The organism is Micromonospora sp. B006, from assembly GCF_003408515.1.
Lineage (GTDB): Bacteria > Actinomycetota > Actinomycetes > Mycobacteriales > Micromonosporaceae > Micromonospora > Micromonospora echinospora_A.
In genome coordinates this window covers 4205751-4221403 of sequence record NZ_CP030865.1, presented here as the reverse complement: position 1 = coordinate 4221403, position 15653 = coordinate 4205751, and the positions used below count along the sequence as shown (strand labels likewise).

The following is a 15653-nucleotide window of genomic DNA, read 5'->3' as shown; positions in this document are numbered from 1 at the left end:
AATGGCGCGACCCATCACGCTCTTCACCGGCCAGTGGGCCGACCTTCCGTTCGACGAGGTCTGCCGGCTCGCCGCCGAGTGGGGCTACGACGGACTGGAGATCGCCTGCTGGGGCGACCACTTCGAGGTGGACAAGGCGCTCGCCGACGACTCGTACGTCGAGCGCAAGCGGGCCACCCTGGCCAAGCACAACCTCCAGGTGTTCGCCATCTCCAACCACCTGGTCGGGCAGGCCGTCTGCGACCACCCGATCGACGAGCGGCACCAGGACATCCTCCCGGCCCGGATCTGGGGCGACGGCGAGCCGGAGGGCGTGCGCCGCCGGGCTTCCGAGGAGATCAAGGACACCGCGCGGGCGGCGGCGAAGCTCGGTGTACGCACTGTCGTCGGCTTCACCGGCTCGTCCATCTGGCACACGGTGGCCATGTTCCCGCCGGTGCCGCCCGCCATGATCGAGCGCGGCTATCAGGACTTCGCCGACCGGTGGAACCCGATCCTGGACGTCTTCGACGAGGTGGGCGTGCGGTTCGCGCACGAGGTGCACCCCAGCGAGATCGCGTACGACTACTGGACCACGAAGCGGACGCTGGAGGCGATCGGGCACCGGCCCGCGTTCGGGCTCAACTGGGACCCGTCGCACTTCGTCTGGCAGGAGCTGGACCCGGTGAACTTCATCTTCGACTTCGCCGACCGGATCTATCACGTCGACTGCAAGGACGCGAAGGTCCGTACCGGGGACGGGCGGCGCGGCCGGCTCTCCTCCCACCTGCCCTGGGCCGACCTGCGACGCGGCTGGGACTTCGTCTCCACCGGGCACGGTGACGTGCCGTGGGAGGACTGCTTCCGGGCGCTGAACGCGATCGGCTACGACGGCCCGATCTCGATCGAGTGGGAGGACGCCGGCATGGACCGCCTGGTCGGCGCGCCGGAGGCGCTCCAGTTCGTCCGCCGCCTGGCGTTCGACGCCCCGTCAGCGGCCTTCGACGCCGCCTTCAGCAGCCGCGACTGACCCGCCCTCCCCGCCGCCCCGCCCTTCCCTCCTTGCGCCCGCGATCTTGCAGTTGCGGCCCTCCCAAAACGGGTGTAACCGACATCCTGCGGGCCGCAACTGCAAGATCGGCGGGGCGGGAGGCGGGGGTGAGGGTGGGGCGGGGGTGGGGTTAGCGGGCGGCGTAGGCCTGGTCGCTCACCAGGTGGGCTGCGCCGATCAGGGCGGCGGTGTCGCCTAGGTCGGACAGGACGATCGGCAGGCTGCCGGTGGCCAGCGGCGTGGAACGCCGGTAGACCACGCCCCGGATCTCGGCGAGCAGGACCGGCCCGATCCCGGCCGGCGCGCCCCCGATGATGACGATGGCCGGGTTGACGAAGCTGACCAGCCCGACCAGCACCTGCCCGAGGCGGCGGGCGGCGTCGCGGACGATGACCTGCGCCGCCGGGTCGCCCTCGGTGGCCGCCGCCGCCACGTCCGCCACCGACAGCGTCCCGGCCTCGGCCAGCCGGTCCGCGAGCACCGTCGAGCGCCCGGCCCGCGCGGCCGTCACCGCCTCCCGCACCAGCGCGGCATCCCCGCAGTACGCCTCGACGCACCCGTTGTGGCCGCAGCCGCAGAGCGGCCCGTCCTCGCTGAGCTGGAGGTGACCGATGTCGCCGGCCCCACTGGCCGCACCCCGGTAGAGCGAACCGGCGAGCACCAGCCCGCAGCCGACCGCGTCGCCCAGCTTGACGGCGAGGAAGTCGTCGAACGGGCGGCCGGTGCCGGCGTGCCGTTCGCCGAGGGCCATCGCGTTGGCGTCGTTGTCGACCTGCACCGGGCAGCCCAGCTCGGCGGCGAGCGTGTCGCGTACCGGGAAGCGGTGCCAGCCGGGCAGGGCCGGCGGGGAGACCGGCGTGCCGTCGCGGACCTCGACCGGCGCGGGCAGCGCGACACCGACGCCGGTCAGCGACGTCAGTCCCGCCTCGACGCGCAGCTTGCCGAGCAGCTCGACCATGCGCCCGACCACCACGTCCGGGCCGAGCCGGACGTCCACCGGCTCGTCGTGGCGGGCCAGCGGGTTCAGCTCGCCGTCGGTGAGCGCGACCCGCAGCGTGCCGCCGCCGACGAGCACCGCGCCGAACCGGACCTGCGCGCCGATGCGCAGCAGCGACGACCGTCGCCCGCCCCGTGAGGCGGCCGGGCCGGCGCTCTCCACCAGGCCCAGCGCTGTCAACCGGTCCGCCTCGGCGGCGAACCGGGCCCGGGGCAGGCCGAGGAGGTCGGTCAGCTCGACCCGGGACCGTGGGCCGTCGTCACGCAGCAGGCGCAGCAGCCGTGCCTGATCCGCCGTCTCCGGTCCGACCATCGGCATGTGGTCACCTCCCCACCGAGAATGTGCCACATCGGCGCCCGGGCACACGGGAGCGGGCCGGTCACCCGAAGGTGACCGGCCCGCTGTCCGCTTGCGTCAGAGCGTGTTGCCGGTGGACGGCTTGGTGCTCGTGCCGGTCGTGGTCGAGCCGGACGTGCTGGTCGAGCTGGTCGAGCCCGTGCCGTTGGCGCGGCTGCCGACGGCTGCCGGCGTGCCCGCGAACGGCTTGTCGGCCTCGGTCATGCCCGGCTTGCCGCCGTTGCCGGTGGCGAGCTTCTCACCCAGCTTGGTCTGCCCCAGCTTGTCCTTGCCCTCGGAGTAGAGCCGGGTCGCCTGCGCCTGCGCGACCCCGGCCGCCTCCTGGACGGTCGGGTGGTCGAGGACCTTGCGCCCGCGGACCACCAGCTCTTCGTACTTCTCCCGGCCGGCACGGGCGCCCAGGACGAATCCCGCAGCCAGCCCGCCAAGAAACATGATCTTTCCGCGCATGGCGGCTCCTTCCGTACCTGACGCTCTTTGCCGATTTCCGCCGGCTCGGCGGAACGACCATCTCGCGCCTGCTTCTCTGTCGACGGCTAACTACCCATCCTGCTCTCTGCTCATGCCTCCCTGTGCCGAGATGACGATTTGTCCGTAATTCTGGCGCGTCCGCCGGTCGGGTCCGGTCCGGTAACCCCCTGGCGCACCACCCCCGGATGTCCTGTACTCTTGTCCCCGTCGCACGGAGCGGAAAGATCCGATCCGGGCGGTGCACGGTCCCCTGTAGCTCAATTGGCAGAGCAGCCGGCTGTTAACCGGCAGGTTATTGGTTCGAGTCCAATCGGGGGAGCTTCGCTCCATGTCACGCCCGTCGGCCCCGCCGACGGGCGTTCGTCGTTCCCGCCCCTCGCGTGTCCCGGCTGCCCGGTTTCCGCCCCCGAGTCACCGTTCGCCCGGCAGGATGGTCGGCGTCGACCTAGACTCCCGCTGCGTCGATTGATGCGTCGATCCGAGGACGGTGGAGATGGCCGCAGGACGCAGCCGCTGGACCGCGACGCTCGTCGCGGTGGCGGTGGTGCTCGGCTGGCTGATCATCGGCGGCGTCGCCGGGCCGTACTCGGGCAAGCTCGGCGAGGTCTCCACAAACGACAACGCCTCCTTCCTGCCGGCCGACGCCGAGGCCACCCGCGCGCAGGACCTGGCCGCCGGATTCGTCGACCGGGAGACCACCCCGGCGCTCGTGGTCTACGAACGCGCCGGCGGCCTCACCCCGGCCGACCAGCAACGGATCCAGGCCGACGCCGCCCGCTTCGCCGACGTGCCCGGCGTGGTCGGCCCGCTGCCGCCACCGATCGTCAGCCAGGACCGGCAGGCCGCCCAGGTGATCGTCCCGATCGAAAGCGGTGAGGGCGAACAGATCCGCGCGGTGGTGGAACGCCTGCGCGACATCGCCGGCCCGGACCGCGACGGGCTCACCGTCGACGTGGCCGGACCCGCAGGGCTGCTCGGCGACCTGATCGAGGTGTTCGGCGCGATCGACGGGCCGCTGCTGCTCGTCACCCTCACCGTGGTCCTGGTCATCCTCCTCGTCGTCTACCGCAGCCCGGTGCTGTGGATCTTCCCGCTGCTGGCCGCCGGGATGTCGTACTCGCTGGCGGCCGTCTTCGTCTACCTGCTCGCCGACCACGACATCGTCAAGCTCAACGGGCAGGCGCAGGGCATCCTCACAGTGCTCGTGTTCGGCGCCGGCACCGACTACGCGCTGCTGCTCATCGCCCGCTACCGGGAGGAGCTGCACCGGCACGAGCGGCCCTGGGACGCGATGAGGACCGCCTGGAAGGGCGCCGCGCCGGCCATCGTCGCCTCCGGCGCCACAGTCATCGTCAGCCTGCTCTGCCTGCTGCTGTCCAGCCTCAACTCCAACCGGGCGCTCGGCCCGGTGAGCGCCGTCGGCATCGCCGCCACGCTGCTGGTGATGCTCACGTTCCTGCCCGCGCTGCTGGTCCTCGGCGGCAGGTGGGCGTTCTGGCCCCGGCGGCCCCGGCACGACGAGGCCGACCCGCGCGCCGAGCACGGCATCTGGGCGCGGATCGCCGGCTTCGTGGCGCGCCGCTCGCGTACCGTCTGGATCGTCACCGCTGTCGCGCTTGCCGTGCTCGCGATCGGGGTGACCCAGCTCGGCGCCACCACGCTCGGCCAGTCCCAGCTGTTCACCCAGCGCACCGACTCGGTGGCCGGGCAGGAGGTCATCGACAGGCACTTTCCGGCCGGCACCGGCAGCCCCGCCACCATCTTCACCAGCCAGGGCACCGCGCGGCAGGTCGCCCAGGTGGCGCAGGGCGTCCCCGGGGTGGCCGCGGTCGCGCCGCTCGGCCAGCGCGGCGAGAACGCGCCGCCCGACCCGGCCGCTCCGCCGAAGGTGGTCGACGGGCGGGTGCAGCTCAACGTCACGCTCGCCGACGCGCCGGACAGCAACGGCGCCGAACAGGCCATCCGCGACCTGCGCGAGGCGGTGCACCGGGTGCCCGGCGCGGACGCCGTGGTCGGCGGCTTCACCGCGATCAACGTGGACACCGCCGACGCCTCGGTCCGCGACCGCAACGTGATCATCCCGGTGGTGCTGCTGGTCATCGCGATCATCCTGGCCGTGCTGCTGCGCGCCCTGGTCGCCCCGGTGCTGCTGATCGCCACAGTGGTGCTGTCGTTCCTGGCCACGCTCGGCCTGTGCGCGCTGCTGTTCCGGTACGTGTTCGACTTCCCCGGCGTCGACCAGTCGTTCCCGCTGTTCGCGTTCGTCTTCCTGGTGGCGCTCGGCATCGACTACAACATCTTCCTGATGAGCCGGGTCCGGGAGGAGTCGGTACGCCGCGGCACCCGCGCCGGTGTGCTCGTCGGCCTGGCCGTCACCGGCGGCGTGATCACCTCCGCCGGCATCGTGCTCGCCGCCACGTTCTCCGCGCTCGCCGTGCTGCCGCTCGTGGTGCTCGTCGAGCTGGGCGTGGCCGTCGCCGTCGGCGTCCTGCTCGACACCATAGTGGTCCGCTCGCTGCTGGTGCCCGCGCTCGCGTACGACATCGGCCCGAAGGTCTGGTGGCCGGGCCGGTTGTCGCGGTCGCACCGCGAGGGCGACCGGGCCGGCGCGGGGGTGGACCGTGCCTGACACGGACGTCGTGATCGTCGGCGGCGGCCTGGCCGGGCTCGCCGCCGCGCGGCGGCTGCACCGGGCCGGCGTGCCGTGGCGGCTGCTGGAGGCCGCCGACCGGCTCGGCGGGCGGGTCGCCACCGACCGGGTCGACGGGTTCCTGCTGGACCGCGGCTTCCAGGTGCTGAACACCGCGTACCCGCGGCTCGCCGGCCTGGTCGACGTCGGCGCTCTCGGGATGGGCTGGTTCACGCCCGGCGTGCTGGTGCGCCGCGGCGACCGGCTGGAACGACTCGTCAACCCGCTGCGCGAACCCGCCGGCGCGCCCGCCACGCTCACCGCCGGCATCGGATCACTGACCGACCGGCTGCGCTTCGGCGCGCTCGCGGCCGGCTACGCGACGCTGCCGGTCGGGCGGCTGCTCCACACACCCGAGACCACAGCCGAGAAGGCGCTGCGCCGCGCCGGGCTCTCCGACGCGATCATCGAGGAACTCCTCCGGCCGTTCCTGTCCGGCGTGCTGCTCGACCGCGAGCTGGCCACCTCCAGCCACGTCCTCGCGGTCATCATGCGCTCCTTCGCCCGGGGCCGGATCGGCCTGCCCGCGGACGGCATGGCGGCGCTGCCCCGGGCGCTCGCCGCGCCGCTGCCCGCCGAGCTGATCGACCTGAACACCCCGGTCACCGAGGTCGCGCCCGGCCGCGTCCGCACCCCGTCCGGCGAGATCACCTGCCGCGCCGTCGTGGTCGCGGCCGACCCACCGGCGGCGGCCACGCTGCTGCCCGGGCTGCCACGGGTACGCATGCACGCCTACACCACCTACTACCACCGCACCGGCACGGCGCCACTGGACGAGCCGATCCTGCTGCTCGACGGCGACCGGCGGGCAACGATCGCCAACACGGTGGTGGTGAGCCGGGCCGCACCCACGTACGCCCCCGACGGCCAGCACCTGGTCGCCACCTCGGTGGTCGGCCCGCAGACCCCGCCCGAACCGGTGATCCGCCGCGAGCTGGACCGCCTCTACGGCCGCTCCACCGCCGACTGGACCCACCTCACCACCGTCACCGTGCCGGACGCGCTGCCCGCCGCCCCGCCGCCGCAGGGCCGCCTGCGCAAGCCGGTCGCGCTGGGCGACGGCCTGTACGTGGCCGGGGACCACCGGGACAGCCCGTCCATCCAGGGCGCGCTCGCCAGCGGCTGGCGTACAGCCGGCGCCGTCCTCGCCGATCTCCGGCGCGCGTGAGCCGTTGGCCGGTGGGTTGCGCGTTGTTATCCTCGCGTAGCCCATCGTGCTGTCGCGGTAGTCTTTCCGCCCGGCAGGTGGTGGTCCGCGAAACGATCGGCGGGTTACGATCCGGCGCGGTGACGGGGCGGTAGCTCAGCCGGTTAGAGCAGGGGACTCATAATCCCTCGGTCGCGGGTTCGAACCCCGCCCGCCCCACCAGCCGTTTTCCCAGCTCAGCCATGCTGCTGGCGACCCAGGCGAACCGCGGTTAAAGGAATTCGGCCGCGTGGTCGGTGGCCCATTGCGCGAATGTCCGTGCGGGTCGGCCGGTCAGGCGCGGGACGATGCCTGCCCACTCCTGGTTCGTCGGGGCAGGGTCACGCGCGGACTCCGCCCACATGGTGAAGATCCAGTCGACAAACTTCTCTGGATAGCCGTTGCCGATCCACTCGGCCCGGGCCGCGGCCGGATCGAGCTCCTCGAACCGCACCGTGGCACCGATCGCCGTGCCGATCGCGTGCACCTGCGCCACGGTGGTGAGCGCCTCGGGGCCGGCGAGGGTGTAGGTCCGGCCGGCGTGCCCGTCCTCGATGAGAACTGTCGCGGCGACCGCGGCGACGTCCGCCTCGTGGGTGGGTTGGGTGACCGCAGCCCCGTACGGGCGGCGAACCACCCGACCTTCCTTGATGGACGGGGCCCAGTCCAGCCAGTTCGCGGCAAACTCCCCGGGCCGGACGTGCGTCCACTCCAGACCAGAGTCCTCGACGGCACGTTCGACCGCCAGGTATCCGTCCTCGCTGTCGTCGGTGTCGGCCAGCGCCCCGGACAGCACGACGATGCGCCGCACGCCGGCCCGCTTCGCGACGGTAACTAACTCACGCGCTGTCCGTCCGACAGGGAACAGATACATTTTCTCGACGCCGTTCAGCGACGGCTCCAGCGACGGCGGATCCGTCAGGTCGCCGCCGACGACCTCTACCCCGTCCGGAAGGCTCGCCGCCGACGGCGTCCGCGTGAGTGCGCGGACCCGATGCCCGGTCTTCACCAGTTCGGCGACGACGTGTCGGCCCACCATGCCGGTGGCACCCGTGACCAGAATCGTCATCGCGTCGCCTCGGGCCGGAAGTCGGTGGCGTGATCGTTGGCCCACTGGGCGAACGTGCGCGGTGGCCGCCCCGTCACCCGCAGATAGGTGTCCGTCGGCGGCAACGCACCTGTTCCGTCAACCGCGTCGGCGAGCAGCGCGATCATCCAGTCGGCGGTCTCCTCATCGAAGCCGTCGCGCAGCCACTGCGTGCGCGCCTCGGCCGGATCGAGCTCCTCGAACCGCACCTGCACGCCGATGGCGGCACCGATCGCGGTGACCTGCTCCGCCTGCGAGACCTTCACCGGGCCGGTGACGGTGTACGCGGCACCGACATGGTCGTCGGTCAGCAACGCCGCGACCGCCACGTCGGCCACGTCGGCCTCATGGACCACCGGATAGCCGGCCGACGCGTACGGTTCCCGCACCACCCGCTCGGTTCGGATCCGGTCGGCCCACCGCAGCGCATTGGCGGCCAACAACCCCGGCCGCACATGGGTCCACTCGGCACCCGAGGCCTCCACCAGCACTTCCAGCCCGCGGTGCGCCACCCGCTCATCGGTCAGGTGCCGCCCGAGCGCGCCGTCGCCACCGGTTCCGGGTGTGAACCCGGCCGCCGCCGCGGAGTGCACGACGAACCGGGTGACGCCGGCCTTCAACGCCTCATCAACGAACCCATGGTCGGTCGCGGCGTACGCGAACGGGAACAGGTATACCGACTGCACTCCGTCCAGCACCGCTCGCCAGGTCCCGGGACGTTCGAAGTCTCCCTGGACCACCTCAGCCCTGTCCGGCAGCCGGTGCGTTTGCGGCTGGCGGGTCATCGCCCGCACCGTTCGTCCGGCCCGGACGAGCCCGGCCACCACCTGGCGACCCACGTTGCCGGTCGCTCCGGTTACTAGGATTGTCACGTTGCTCCTTCTCGAATACCTGGAGTGGGGCAATAGACCGCCGCCGCGATTCCACGGCCAATGGCGCGGCGGCGGTCACCACGCAGGCTAGGTCGAAATTCCGAAAGCCGCACATCGTACATGTGTACGAAGCCCGGGCTGCCGCAGTCCGGTCGCGCCGATGTTCCGGAGGTGCGAGCCCCACGCGGTGTGCTCCGCGAAACCCGGCGGAGGACACAGGCTCGACCGCGTCTGTCTAGTCCCACCACATGCTTGACGAATCCGTCCCAGCACATGCTTGACGTTTGGTCAGATTCCGTGGTCGGCCTTGCGGGTCCGTCTGTGCTTCCAGGCGTAGATGAAGGCTGCCAGGCCGATTACGGCGAGTGCACCGGCGATGGCTGTGTGGACGGCGAGTCTGTGTTCGGCTGCGGTGATGTCGGCGGCTTGCTTCTCCAGCATCTCGGGGGTGGGGTCCTGGTAGGGCATCGAGATCCCGGACAGATCCAGGAACGGCAGGCACGGCAGCAGGCACGAGGCGATGAGCAGGAGAACCCCGGCGGTCAGCGCCAGGCGGGCACGCGACATCGCGACAGGCTCTCACGGGGGTCGTCTTCTGCGTTGACCGCCTCATGCCGTGGTCCACCTTGCGGGGCCGGCTGGCTTTGAGGTTGCGGACGGGCTGGTCGGTGGTGCGGCATGGGACGGGCGCGAGGTGCCGTGGTTCATTCTGGTCATCGAGGGAGACGAGGCGCGCTTCGCTGCTAGAACCGCACCCGACCGGGTCGTTCGCGGGTTCTAGCTCTCGCCCGCCCCACCAGTCGTTTCCTCGGCCTTGTCGAGAATCCGCCTCACGGCGGAGGTTCCTGGCGAGCCTTACCAGGAACTCGGCGGGTCGGTTCCGTCGCAAGGGACACCGATACCCAGCCGTACTTGTGCCGTCTGCCCCCGCGACTGAATGGTGAGCGGTAGGCAGGTTGGTCGCGCAACCCACGTGCCGCCGACGAAGGCCAGCCACTCAGGTCGGTCATCGACAGGTGCGCAGGCACGCACATGGGCGCTCACGGCTGGCACCACTGACGAGCCCCATCCGAGACGCGCCTTGTCCTCCCAGCCGGCTGCCACCCGAAGATCAACCACTGCGCCGCCGCGTACGACCAGCCCCCACTTGGCGAACAGCCGGGCTGCCGGGTCCGGTTCCCCCGATTCCTCTGCTTGAAGCACCGGCCGTGCAGGTACTGCAACGTCCTCTCCCACGAGCCGATAACCCGCCGGCGGCTCCTTGATCGCATCGATGGATACAGTGCACGACTCCTGTCCGGCGCTCACGTCAGTCGACGGGGACGCACTGGGGTCAGTGCCCAGAGACGCAGTTGGTGCGGCTGGTCTGGCCTCATCCTGGCTGGAACCGCTTGAGGACGTACAGGCTGCCGGCGCCGCCATCAGGCAGACGCTGAGCGGCCAGCACAACATGCGGCTGGTCCTACGCACGCGCGTCACCTCCTGAACGGCGAGGCTTTCGACGGTAAGGGCGCGACTCGTGAAGCGTCACCGTACCCGAAGGCGGGGTGCCTTCGATGCCGCCGAACGTGATCCCCTGAGCCCCTCGGCCGCGGGTGGATCAGCGCCGCTCAGCCGGTGTCAGCCGATCGGTGCCCTCTCGTCGGGAAAAGGTGGATGAATAGGCGTCCGGATCGCCCATCCGGTCACCAGTCCTGTGCCGGTGCATATCCGATCCTCAACCCGAAGTCCTAAGTAGAGACCAGTAGTCGTGTTGCTGACAATCGAACCGGCCGAATGTCTGATCCTGGCATCAGCGCACGAACGCCAGGATCATTTCCAAGCCGGTTGAAAGATCCTCGCAAGTTGCGGGTGTGCTGCCGGTCGATCCCCGACGCATTGGCGCGTCGTCTGCATTGTCGCGATGCCCTCTTTTCCTTCCAGCTGAAGGAGTGCTGTGCCAGTTACCAGGCAATTTGCGGTGCATGGAGCGGATCCGGTTCTCGTTGAGGTCGAGGGCCAGGAGCTGGAGATCCATGGCGAAAACGCCGGCATCGGGCCGGTGGGCCGCAGTGCCCGCACCGAGCCGAGATCCTTCGACGAGTCACTTCGGAGCGTCCGCTCGGCGGCCATGGAGGCCATGCGTGTGTTTCGCGAGGACCTGGGGCCGAGCGAGGTCAAGCTCACCTTTGCCGTGAAGATGACGGCTGAGATGAACGCCGTCATCGCGAAGACCGCGTACGAAGGAAACTTCGGTGTCGAACTGGTCTGGCGACGGGAAGACTCCGCCCCGAAATGATCACCTTCTCTGAACCCTGGCGGCTGCGGATCCGGGCCACGACGAATGGTGGTGCTCCGTCGGAGGTGCTGGGAACCGCATTCGTCGTGGCGCCGGGCGTGGCCCTCACATGCGCTCACGTGGTCGAGGGTCGAGTCCGGTGTTGGGCGGAGGCGCCGGGGGGTTGGGGCTCGGGCCAGGTCTGTTCCGCGCGCTACGCGGTTCCGGGCTGGAGCCCGGGCCGGTACGACGGGACCGACGTGGCAGTCGTCGACGTTCCGGAGAGCTGGCCCGCGGCGCCGCTCGGGCCCAGTGAGCCGCCGCGGCCGGAGACGCCGCTCGACGCGCTCGGCTTTCCGGAACAGTATTCGTCGGCGGACGACCGCGGTCAGCGGACCCGGGTCCAGGTGATCGGGTCTGATGAGACCGGGAAGCTCATTCAGGTGAACGGTCTGCCCGGATTCGACGGCCAGATCCAGCGCGGATACAGCGGCGGCCCCATTGTCGACGTCACGTCCGGCCGCGTCGTCGGCATGATTTCGACCGCCGACATGGACAAGAGGCTGCGGATCTCGTGGATCATCCCGCTTGCCACGCTGGCCGAGGCCTGGCCGCCGTTGGCGGATCTGCTCCCGGAGCAGATCCGCGTCGACCCGGAATTCGTCGAGGCGATCGCTGCTCTCAACAACGGGGCGTACGCACGTGCCCTGGAGCGCTTCAACACCCTCGTGAACATGTATCCACGCGAGGTCGATGTCTACTACTACCGGGTGCTTGCCGCTCTCGGCGGCCGGCGCCCCGGCGGATACCGGTACGAGGTGATCCGGGCGATGGAGAATCTGCTGCAGATCGGCATTCAGATCGAGCCCGGCGACACGAGCAACCATTTGCGAGCCCTCTGGGCGCTGATCATCGAAGACTACTACGAAATCCGTGGCATTCCGACCGACCGCTTCAGGCTTCGCGACCTCCAGGCGGCGCTGTGGGGCGTCGGCAGTGATCGCGCCCGCGAAATCATCAACCACGTTCCTGCTGTCGAGTGCCCGACGTGGCAGGGGCTCAGCCGAAACCAGGGAATCTGATGCATCCTGAACAACGCGCAGAGCGAGCCGGCAAGTACTTCGCGCCCGAGCCGTCCACACCGGTAGCCCAGTACGTCAAGCTGGCATTCGGTGGCGGACTCCTGCTGATGGCCCTGGTGATGTTCGCCGTCGGTGACGCGGCGATCTGCCTGGGGTTCCTCTGCGGGGTCGGCGGCGCCGTGCTCGTCGTCCTGGGGCTCGTCGGGCTCCTGAACTACGCGGAGGCGCGCAGGCGCGCCTATCCCCGGGCGACCGATCAGGAGATGGACGCCTGGCTGTACGGGGCCGAGGAAGCTATCGCGCAGATGGGCTACCGGCGGCTGAACATCCACCCCACTGAGCTTGCTCAGGGCAGGCGGCCCTATCTCGTCTTCTACGGAATTCCCGAGCTGTTCTCGGTTCTTCCGTTCCACTGGAACAGGGGGCGGGACGGCAAACTCCGCTACTCCGCGTACAAAATCATGATCGTCTACATGTCGAACTGGCGCCTGCCGGTGTACGAGTGCGTGCTCGACATCGCCACCGGGGCCACGATCCGCGACTCCACGAAGGAGTACGCGCTCGGCAACGTGGACGGGATGGAGACGTCCGCGGACCGGGTGAGCGTGTTCAACGAGCAGTGGAAACCCGGCTCCGACGGCAACAGCGGTGGGGTCTTCACAGGAGCCATCGGCAACGGGCCGAACATGGGTGCACAGTTCGGGCACTACACACAGCGCCAGATCATCAAACTGCTCGTCTCCGGCCGGGTGGCTGTCGACCTCTGGCTGGGGATCGCGCCCAACGAGGCGATGGTCATCCAGGGTGTGACCGAGCCGTCGTCGGTGGACGCCATGATCTCCCAGCTTCGCGAGCACTTGCGAGAGCACAGCGGCGCCGCCTATCCCGACGGGAACGCGGCGTTGAGCGGACCCGCTGTCCCGTCGGGTGCGGACCCGACCGCTCTCCTGATGCCACCGCCGTCCGAAGGTCACACGACCGAGCCGATCCGGCAGCGTCCCCCGGGGGAGGAGAACGAACAACGCCACTCGTGAGTCGAGCGCTCCGTCCGTCGTGTGATGCCGGGCGGCGGACGGAGCCGGCGGTCAGCCCGTGCGGTTCGCGGCCATCCAGGCGGTCGCGAAATCGACCAGCGCGCGTTGGGACATCAGGCGGGCGGTCGCGCTTCCGATGCGGCCGACCGCCGCACCGCCGGTGGCCTCGAAGTCGGCGCCCAGCCGGTCGAAGTCGTCCTCGTCGGTGACGACATCGGTCCACGCGGTCCACCGGCTCGTCCCGTCCGGCAGCCGTACCGCCGAGCCCGTCACCGCCCGCGGCGGCGACGCCTGCCGCCATTCCGCCAGGTGCAGCGAGGTGTTGGAGCTGTGTTCGCAGCCGAGCAGCAGCACCTTGCCGTCGAGCCGGTAGACCGCGCCCAGCGGTGAGTGCTCGCCCAGCGCGTCGTCGAGGCGGTGTCCGTCCACGACGTCGGCGGCGTGCGCGCCGAGCGCGGCGAAGGACACCTGCGGATGATCGCTGCGGCGGGCGCCCGGCCAGGTGCGTACCGTCTCGGCGACGGCGCCCATCCACCGGCTCGGCGTGCGCGCCGGGTCGAAGCCGGGCGTCTGCTCGCGGATGACGGGCCACCACGCCTCCGGTACGGGCGGATGCCGCCACCCGGCCGGATCCGTGTTCTCGCGCGTTTGCGTCGGGACGACGAGGGTGCCCTCCGGACCGAGCGCCTCCAGCAGCGCCAGCACCACCGCGTGGGTGCCCCCGGCGACGAAGCCAAGGCTTCGGTACGACGAGTGCAGCAGCAGGACGTCACCGGAGGTGACGCCGAGCGCGCGCAGGTCGTACGCGATCGAGGTGACTGTGTGCGGTGCGGCCTGGTCCACGCGGCGCAGTGTAGGCGGAACCCTTGAGCAGCATGCTCGCCGATTTCGGGATAGCGGCGGCTTCCCCGCGCGTCTGTCACTGGTGAAAGAGGAGAAGAGGGTGGTGCGGTGGAAGAGGACGAGCGGGCGGTGCTGGCCGAATTCGTGGCGAGCCGGGCGCCGGCGCTGATACGGGTCGCCTACCTGCTCACCGGTGACCGCAGCAGTGCCGAGGACCTGTTCCAGTCGGCGCTGTCGAAGATCATTCCGAAGTGGCGGACCATCCGGCACGCCGACCCGGAGGGCTACCTCCGCGCCGTCATGTACCGGGAGCAGGTGAGCTGGTGGCGACGGTTGCGCCGCCGCCGGGAGTCGCCGGTCGGCAGGCACGAGCCGGTGGTGGCCGACCCCGCCGGAGGTACGGACCTCCGGCTGGCGCTGCGGGCGGCGCTGTGGCAACTGCCACCGGCGCAGCGCACCGTCGTGGTCCTGCGCTACTACGAGGATCTGCCGGAGGCCCAGGTCGCCGAACTGCTGGGCTGCTCGGTCGGGACGGTGCGCAGCCGGACCCACCGCGCGGTCACCCGACTGCGTCAGATCCTGCCGGACAGCGAGCTTCTGGAGATGCAGCGATGAGTGATCCGTTCGAAGGTCTGCTCCGCTCCACCCTCACCGACATCGCCGAGGAGGCACCGACTGTGCGGGACTCATTGACCAGGGCGGAACGACGCGCGCGTAGCCGTCGACGCAACACGGTGGCGGCAGGCGCGGCGGGCGTCCTCGCGGTGCTCGTGATCAGCGCGCCGTTCGCATACGCCGGCCGGAGCGACGACGCCGTGATCTCACCGCAGCCGGGATCGAGCGTCCCGCAGCCGGGCCGGAGCGAGCCCGTCGATCCGCCGCCGGGCGTGCCGTCGCCGGTCCCGGTCGGCCCGGAGGACCCGAGCAATCCGGCCGCGCCGTCGCCGGTCCCGGTCGGCCCTGAAAACCCGACCAGGCCGGACAGCGCGCTTCCGGCTCCGCCGGCCGCGTCGTCGCCGGTCCCGATCGGTCCGCAGGACCCGAGCAATCCGGGCGTACGGCCCGACGACGCCGGCGTCCTGTCACCGAGCCCGAAGCGGCGCTGATCGACGCGCCCCTCCGGACCGGCGCGAGGCTGGGCCCGCCCCGACGACGGCGGGTCCAGCCCGTCCGCGCCCGCCCCGGCAGCGGGCCCACATCCGGTATGCGGTGCCGCGCCGGCCCGGGGCCGACCGGATCCCGGACGATGTCACGCCCACGGCGGGGGATGCCGGTTGACATAGTCGCGGGCGCGGGCGAGTGGGTCACCGAAGTACTGGTGCGGCGTGCGGTGATGCTGGGCCCGGCAGAACGTGGCGAGGTCGCCTGCGATCGCGATCCGGTCCAGTGGGCGCCGCTCGAACTCCCGGTTGGCGGCGAGCAGGTCCGCCTCCGGGTTCCACCCGGCGTGGTCGAACGCCCAGTCCGCCCAGGTCGCGTACACGTGGAAGACCTGGCGCTCGCCCGCGAACCGCAACCCCGCGAGGCCGATCGGCCGGTCCGGATAGGTGTCCCGGCACACCCAGGCCAGGATGTGGCAGGCCCCGGCTGCGAAGAACGGCTGGTCCGCGCGATTCCAGGCGAGTCGCTGGTCGGCCCGTTCCCCTGGCGTACGCCGGAAGGCGCCCGCTGCCGTCACTGCCACCGGCGCACCCTAGCCGGGCGGCTGGCCCCTCGCGACACCCGCAACGGAGGGTTGCTGACGATCT

General features: G+C 70.9%; 15 protein-coding genes and 2 tRNA genes. 10 read left to right on the top strand and 7 right to left on the bottom strand.

Features of this window, described 5'->3' with window-relative positions:
- The first annotated feature begins 1 nt into the window (after window position 1).
- Entirely contained in the window at window positions 2-1009 is a 1008-nt protein-coding gene (locus MicB006_RS18845) for a sugar phosphate isomerase/epimerase (RefSeq protein WP_116507860.1), read from the top strand.
- A gap of 151 nt (window positions 1010-1160) precedes the next feature.
- On the opposite strand, the gene MicB006_RS18840 is transcribed toward MicB006_RS18845, so the two are convergent.
- On the bottom strand, window positions 1161-2345 hold the full coding sequence (locus MicB006_RS18840; RefSeq protein WP_116507859.1) for an ROK family transcriptional regulator: 1185 nt from the start codon (window positions 2343-2345) through the stop codon (window positions 1161-1163).
- 96 nt (window positions 2346-2441) lie between these two features.
- Complete coding sequence (locus tag MicB006_RS18835; protein ID WP_116507857.1) at window positions 2442-2834, bottom strand: hypothetical protein; 393 nt, start codon at window positions 2832-2834, stop codon at window positions 2442-2444.
- A 267-nt stretch (window positions 2835-3101) separates the two neighbouring features.
- Between MicB006_RS18835 and MicB006_RS18830 the strand changes: the two genes are divergently transcribed.
- The 4 genes from MicB006_RS18830 (at window position 3102) to MicB006_RS18815 (ending at window position 6913) form a co-directional block, all read left to right on the top strand.
- Window positions 3102-3174, top strand: a tRNA-Asn gene (locus tag MicB006_RS18830).
- A 174-nt stretch (window positions 3175-3348) separates the two neighbouring features.
- A complete protein-coding gene (locus tag MicB006_RS18825) occupies window positions 3349-5484 on the top strand; it encodes an MMPL family transporter (protein WP_116507855.1) in 2136 nt (711 codons plus the stop codon).
- Entirely contained in the window at window positions 5477-6712 is a 1236-nt protein-coding gene (locus MicB006_RS18820; protein ID WP_116507854.1) for an FAD-dependent oxidoreductase, read from the top strand. Before MicB006_RS18825 ends, MicB006_RS18820 begins: the two co-directional genes overlap by 8 nt.
- Before the next feature lie 124 nt (window positions 6713-6836).
- A tRNA-Ile gene (locus MicB006_RS18815) sits at window positions 6837-6913 on the top strand.
- 49 nt (window positions 6914-6962) lie between these two features.
- Here MicB006_RS18815 and MicB006_RS18810 read toward each other — a convergent pair.
- From MicB006_RS18810 to MicB006_RS18800, 3 genes are all read right to left on the bottom strand, one after another.
- Window positions 6963-7799 carry an NAD(P)H-binding protein gene (locus MicB006_RS18810; protein ID WP_116507852.1) on the bottom strand — a complete coding sequence of 279 codons (837 nt, stop codon included), beginning with the start codon at window positions 7797-7799 and terminating at the stop codon, window positions 6963-6965.
- Window positions 7796-8689, bottom strand: coding sequence for an NAD(P)H-binding protein (locus MicB006_RS18805; protein ID WP_116507850.1), 894 nt, complete (start codon window positions 8687-8689; stop codon window positions 7796-7798). Before MicB006_RS18805 ends, MicB006_RS18810 begins: the two co-directional genes overlap by 4 nt.
- Before the next feature lie 288 nt (window positions 8690-8977).
- Entirely contained in the window at window positions 8978-9256 is a 279-nt protein-coding gene (locus MicB006_RS18800; protein WP_116507848.1) for a hypothetical protein, read from the bottom strand.
- A 1369-nt stretch (window positions 9257-10625) separates the two neighbouring features.
- Here MicB006_RS18800 and MicB006_RS18790 point away from each other — a divergent pair.
- The 3 genes from MicB006_RS18790 to MicB006_RS18780 are packed head-to-tail and all read left to right on the top strand — an operon-like array spanning window position 10626 to window position 13062.
- Window positions 10626-10967, top strand: coding sequence for a CU044_2847 family protein (locus MicB006_RS18790; RefSeq protein ID WP_152037854.1), 342 nt, complete (start codon window positions 10626-10628; stop codon window positions 10965-10967).
- Window positions 10964-12028 carry a serine protease gene (locus MicB006_RS18785; protein ID WP_116507842.1) on the top strand — a complete coding sequence of 355 codons (1065 nt, stop codon included), beginning with the start codon at window positions 10964-10966 and terminating at the stop codon, window positions 12026-12028. The genes MicB006_RS18790 and MicB006_RS18785 overlap by 4 nt, the downstream gene beginning before the upstream one ends.
- Window positions 11995-13062, top strand: coding sequence for a hypothetical protein (locus MicB006_RS18780; RefSeq protein ID WP_152037853.1), 1068 nt, complete (start codon window positions 11995-11997; stop codon window positions 13060-13062). Before MicB006_RS18785 ends, MicB006_RS18780 begins: the two co-directional genes overlap by 34 nt.
- A 51-nt stretch (window positions 13063-13113) precedes the next feature.
- Here the strand turns inward: MicB006_RS18780 and MicB006_RS18775 are convergent, their stop codons facing one another.
- Entirely contained in the window at window positions 13114-13905 is a 792-nt protein-coding gene (locus MicB006_RS18775) for an aminoglycoside N(3)-acetyltransferase (protein ID WP_116507838.1), read from the bottom strand.
- Between the two features lie 108 nt (window positions 13906-14013).
- Between MicB006_RS18775 and MicB006_RS18770 the strand changes: the two genes are divergently transcribed.
- Together MicB006_RS18770 and MicB006_RS18765 are read left to right on the top strand one after the other, a co-directional pair.
- Complete coding sequence (locus MicB006_RS18770; RefSeq protein WP_116507836.1) at window positions 14014-14520, top strand: SigE family RNA polymerase sigma factor; 507 nt, start codon at window positions 14014-14016, stop codon at window positions 14518-14520.
- The gene (locus tag MicB006_RS18765) at window positions 14517-15011 is read left to right on the top strand and encodes a hypothetical protein (RefSeq protein WP_116507834.1); all 495 of its coding nucleotides are present in this window, start codon (window positions 14517-14519) and stop codon (window positions 15009-15011) included. The genes MicB006_RS18770 and MicB006_RS18765 overlap by 4 nt, the downstream gene beginning before the upstream one ends.
- Window positions 15012-15154: 143 nt before the next feature.
- Here MicB006_RS18765 and MicB006_RS18760 read toward each other — a convergent pair whose 3' ends face one another.
- Window positions 15155-15589 (bottom strand): hypothetical protein, encoded by a 435-nt coding sequence (locus MicB006_RS18760; RefSeq protein WP_116507832.1) that lies wholly within the window; start codon window positions 15587-15589, stop codon window positions 15155-15157.
- Window positions 15590-15653: the final 64 nt, after the last annotated feature.

What these genes read in the sequence shown, in the direction of transcription:
- MicB006_RS18845 (WP_116507860.1), top strand. Translation starts at nt 2, where the DNA reads ATGGCGCGACCCATCACGCTCTTCACCGGCCAGTGGGCCGACCTTCCG.
- MicB006_RS18840 (WP_116507859.1), bottom strand. Translation starts at nt 2,345, where the DNA reads ATGCCGATGGTCGGACCGGAGACGGCGGATCAGGCACGGCTGCTGCGC.
- MicB006_RS18835 (WP_116507857.1), bottom strand. Translation starts at nt 2,834, where the DNA reads ATGCGCGGAAAGATCATGTTTCTTGGCGGGCTGGCTGCGGGATTCGTC.
- MicB006_RS18825 (WP_116507855.1), top strand. Translation starts at nt 3,349, where the DNA reads ATGGCCGCAGGACGCAGCCGCTGGACCGCGACGCTCGTCGCGGTGGCG.
- MicB006_RS18810 (WP_116507852.1), bottom strand. Translation starts at nt 7,799, where the DNA reads ATGACGATTCTGGTCACGGGTGCCACCGGCATGGTGGGCCGACACGTC.
- MicB006_RS18800 (WP_116507848.1), bottom strand. Translation starts at nt 9,256, where the DNA reads ATGTCGCGTGCCCGCCTGGCGCTGACCGCCGGGGTTCTCCTGCTCATC.
- MicB006_RS18785 (WP_116507842.1), top strand. Translation starts at nt 10,964, where the DNA reads ATGATCACCTTCTCTGAACCCTGGCGGCTGCGGATCCGGGCCACGACG.
- MicB006_RS18765 (WP_116507834.1), top strand. Translation starts at nt 14,517, where the DNA reads ATGAGTGATCCGTTCGAAGGTCTGCTCCGCTCCACCCTCACCGACATC.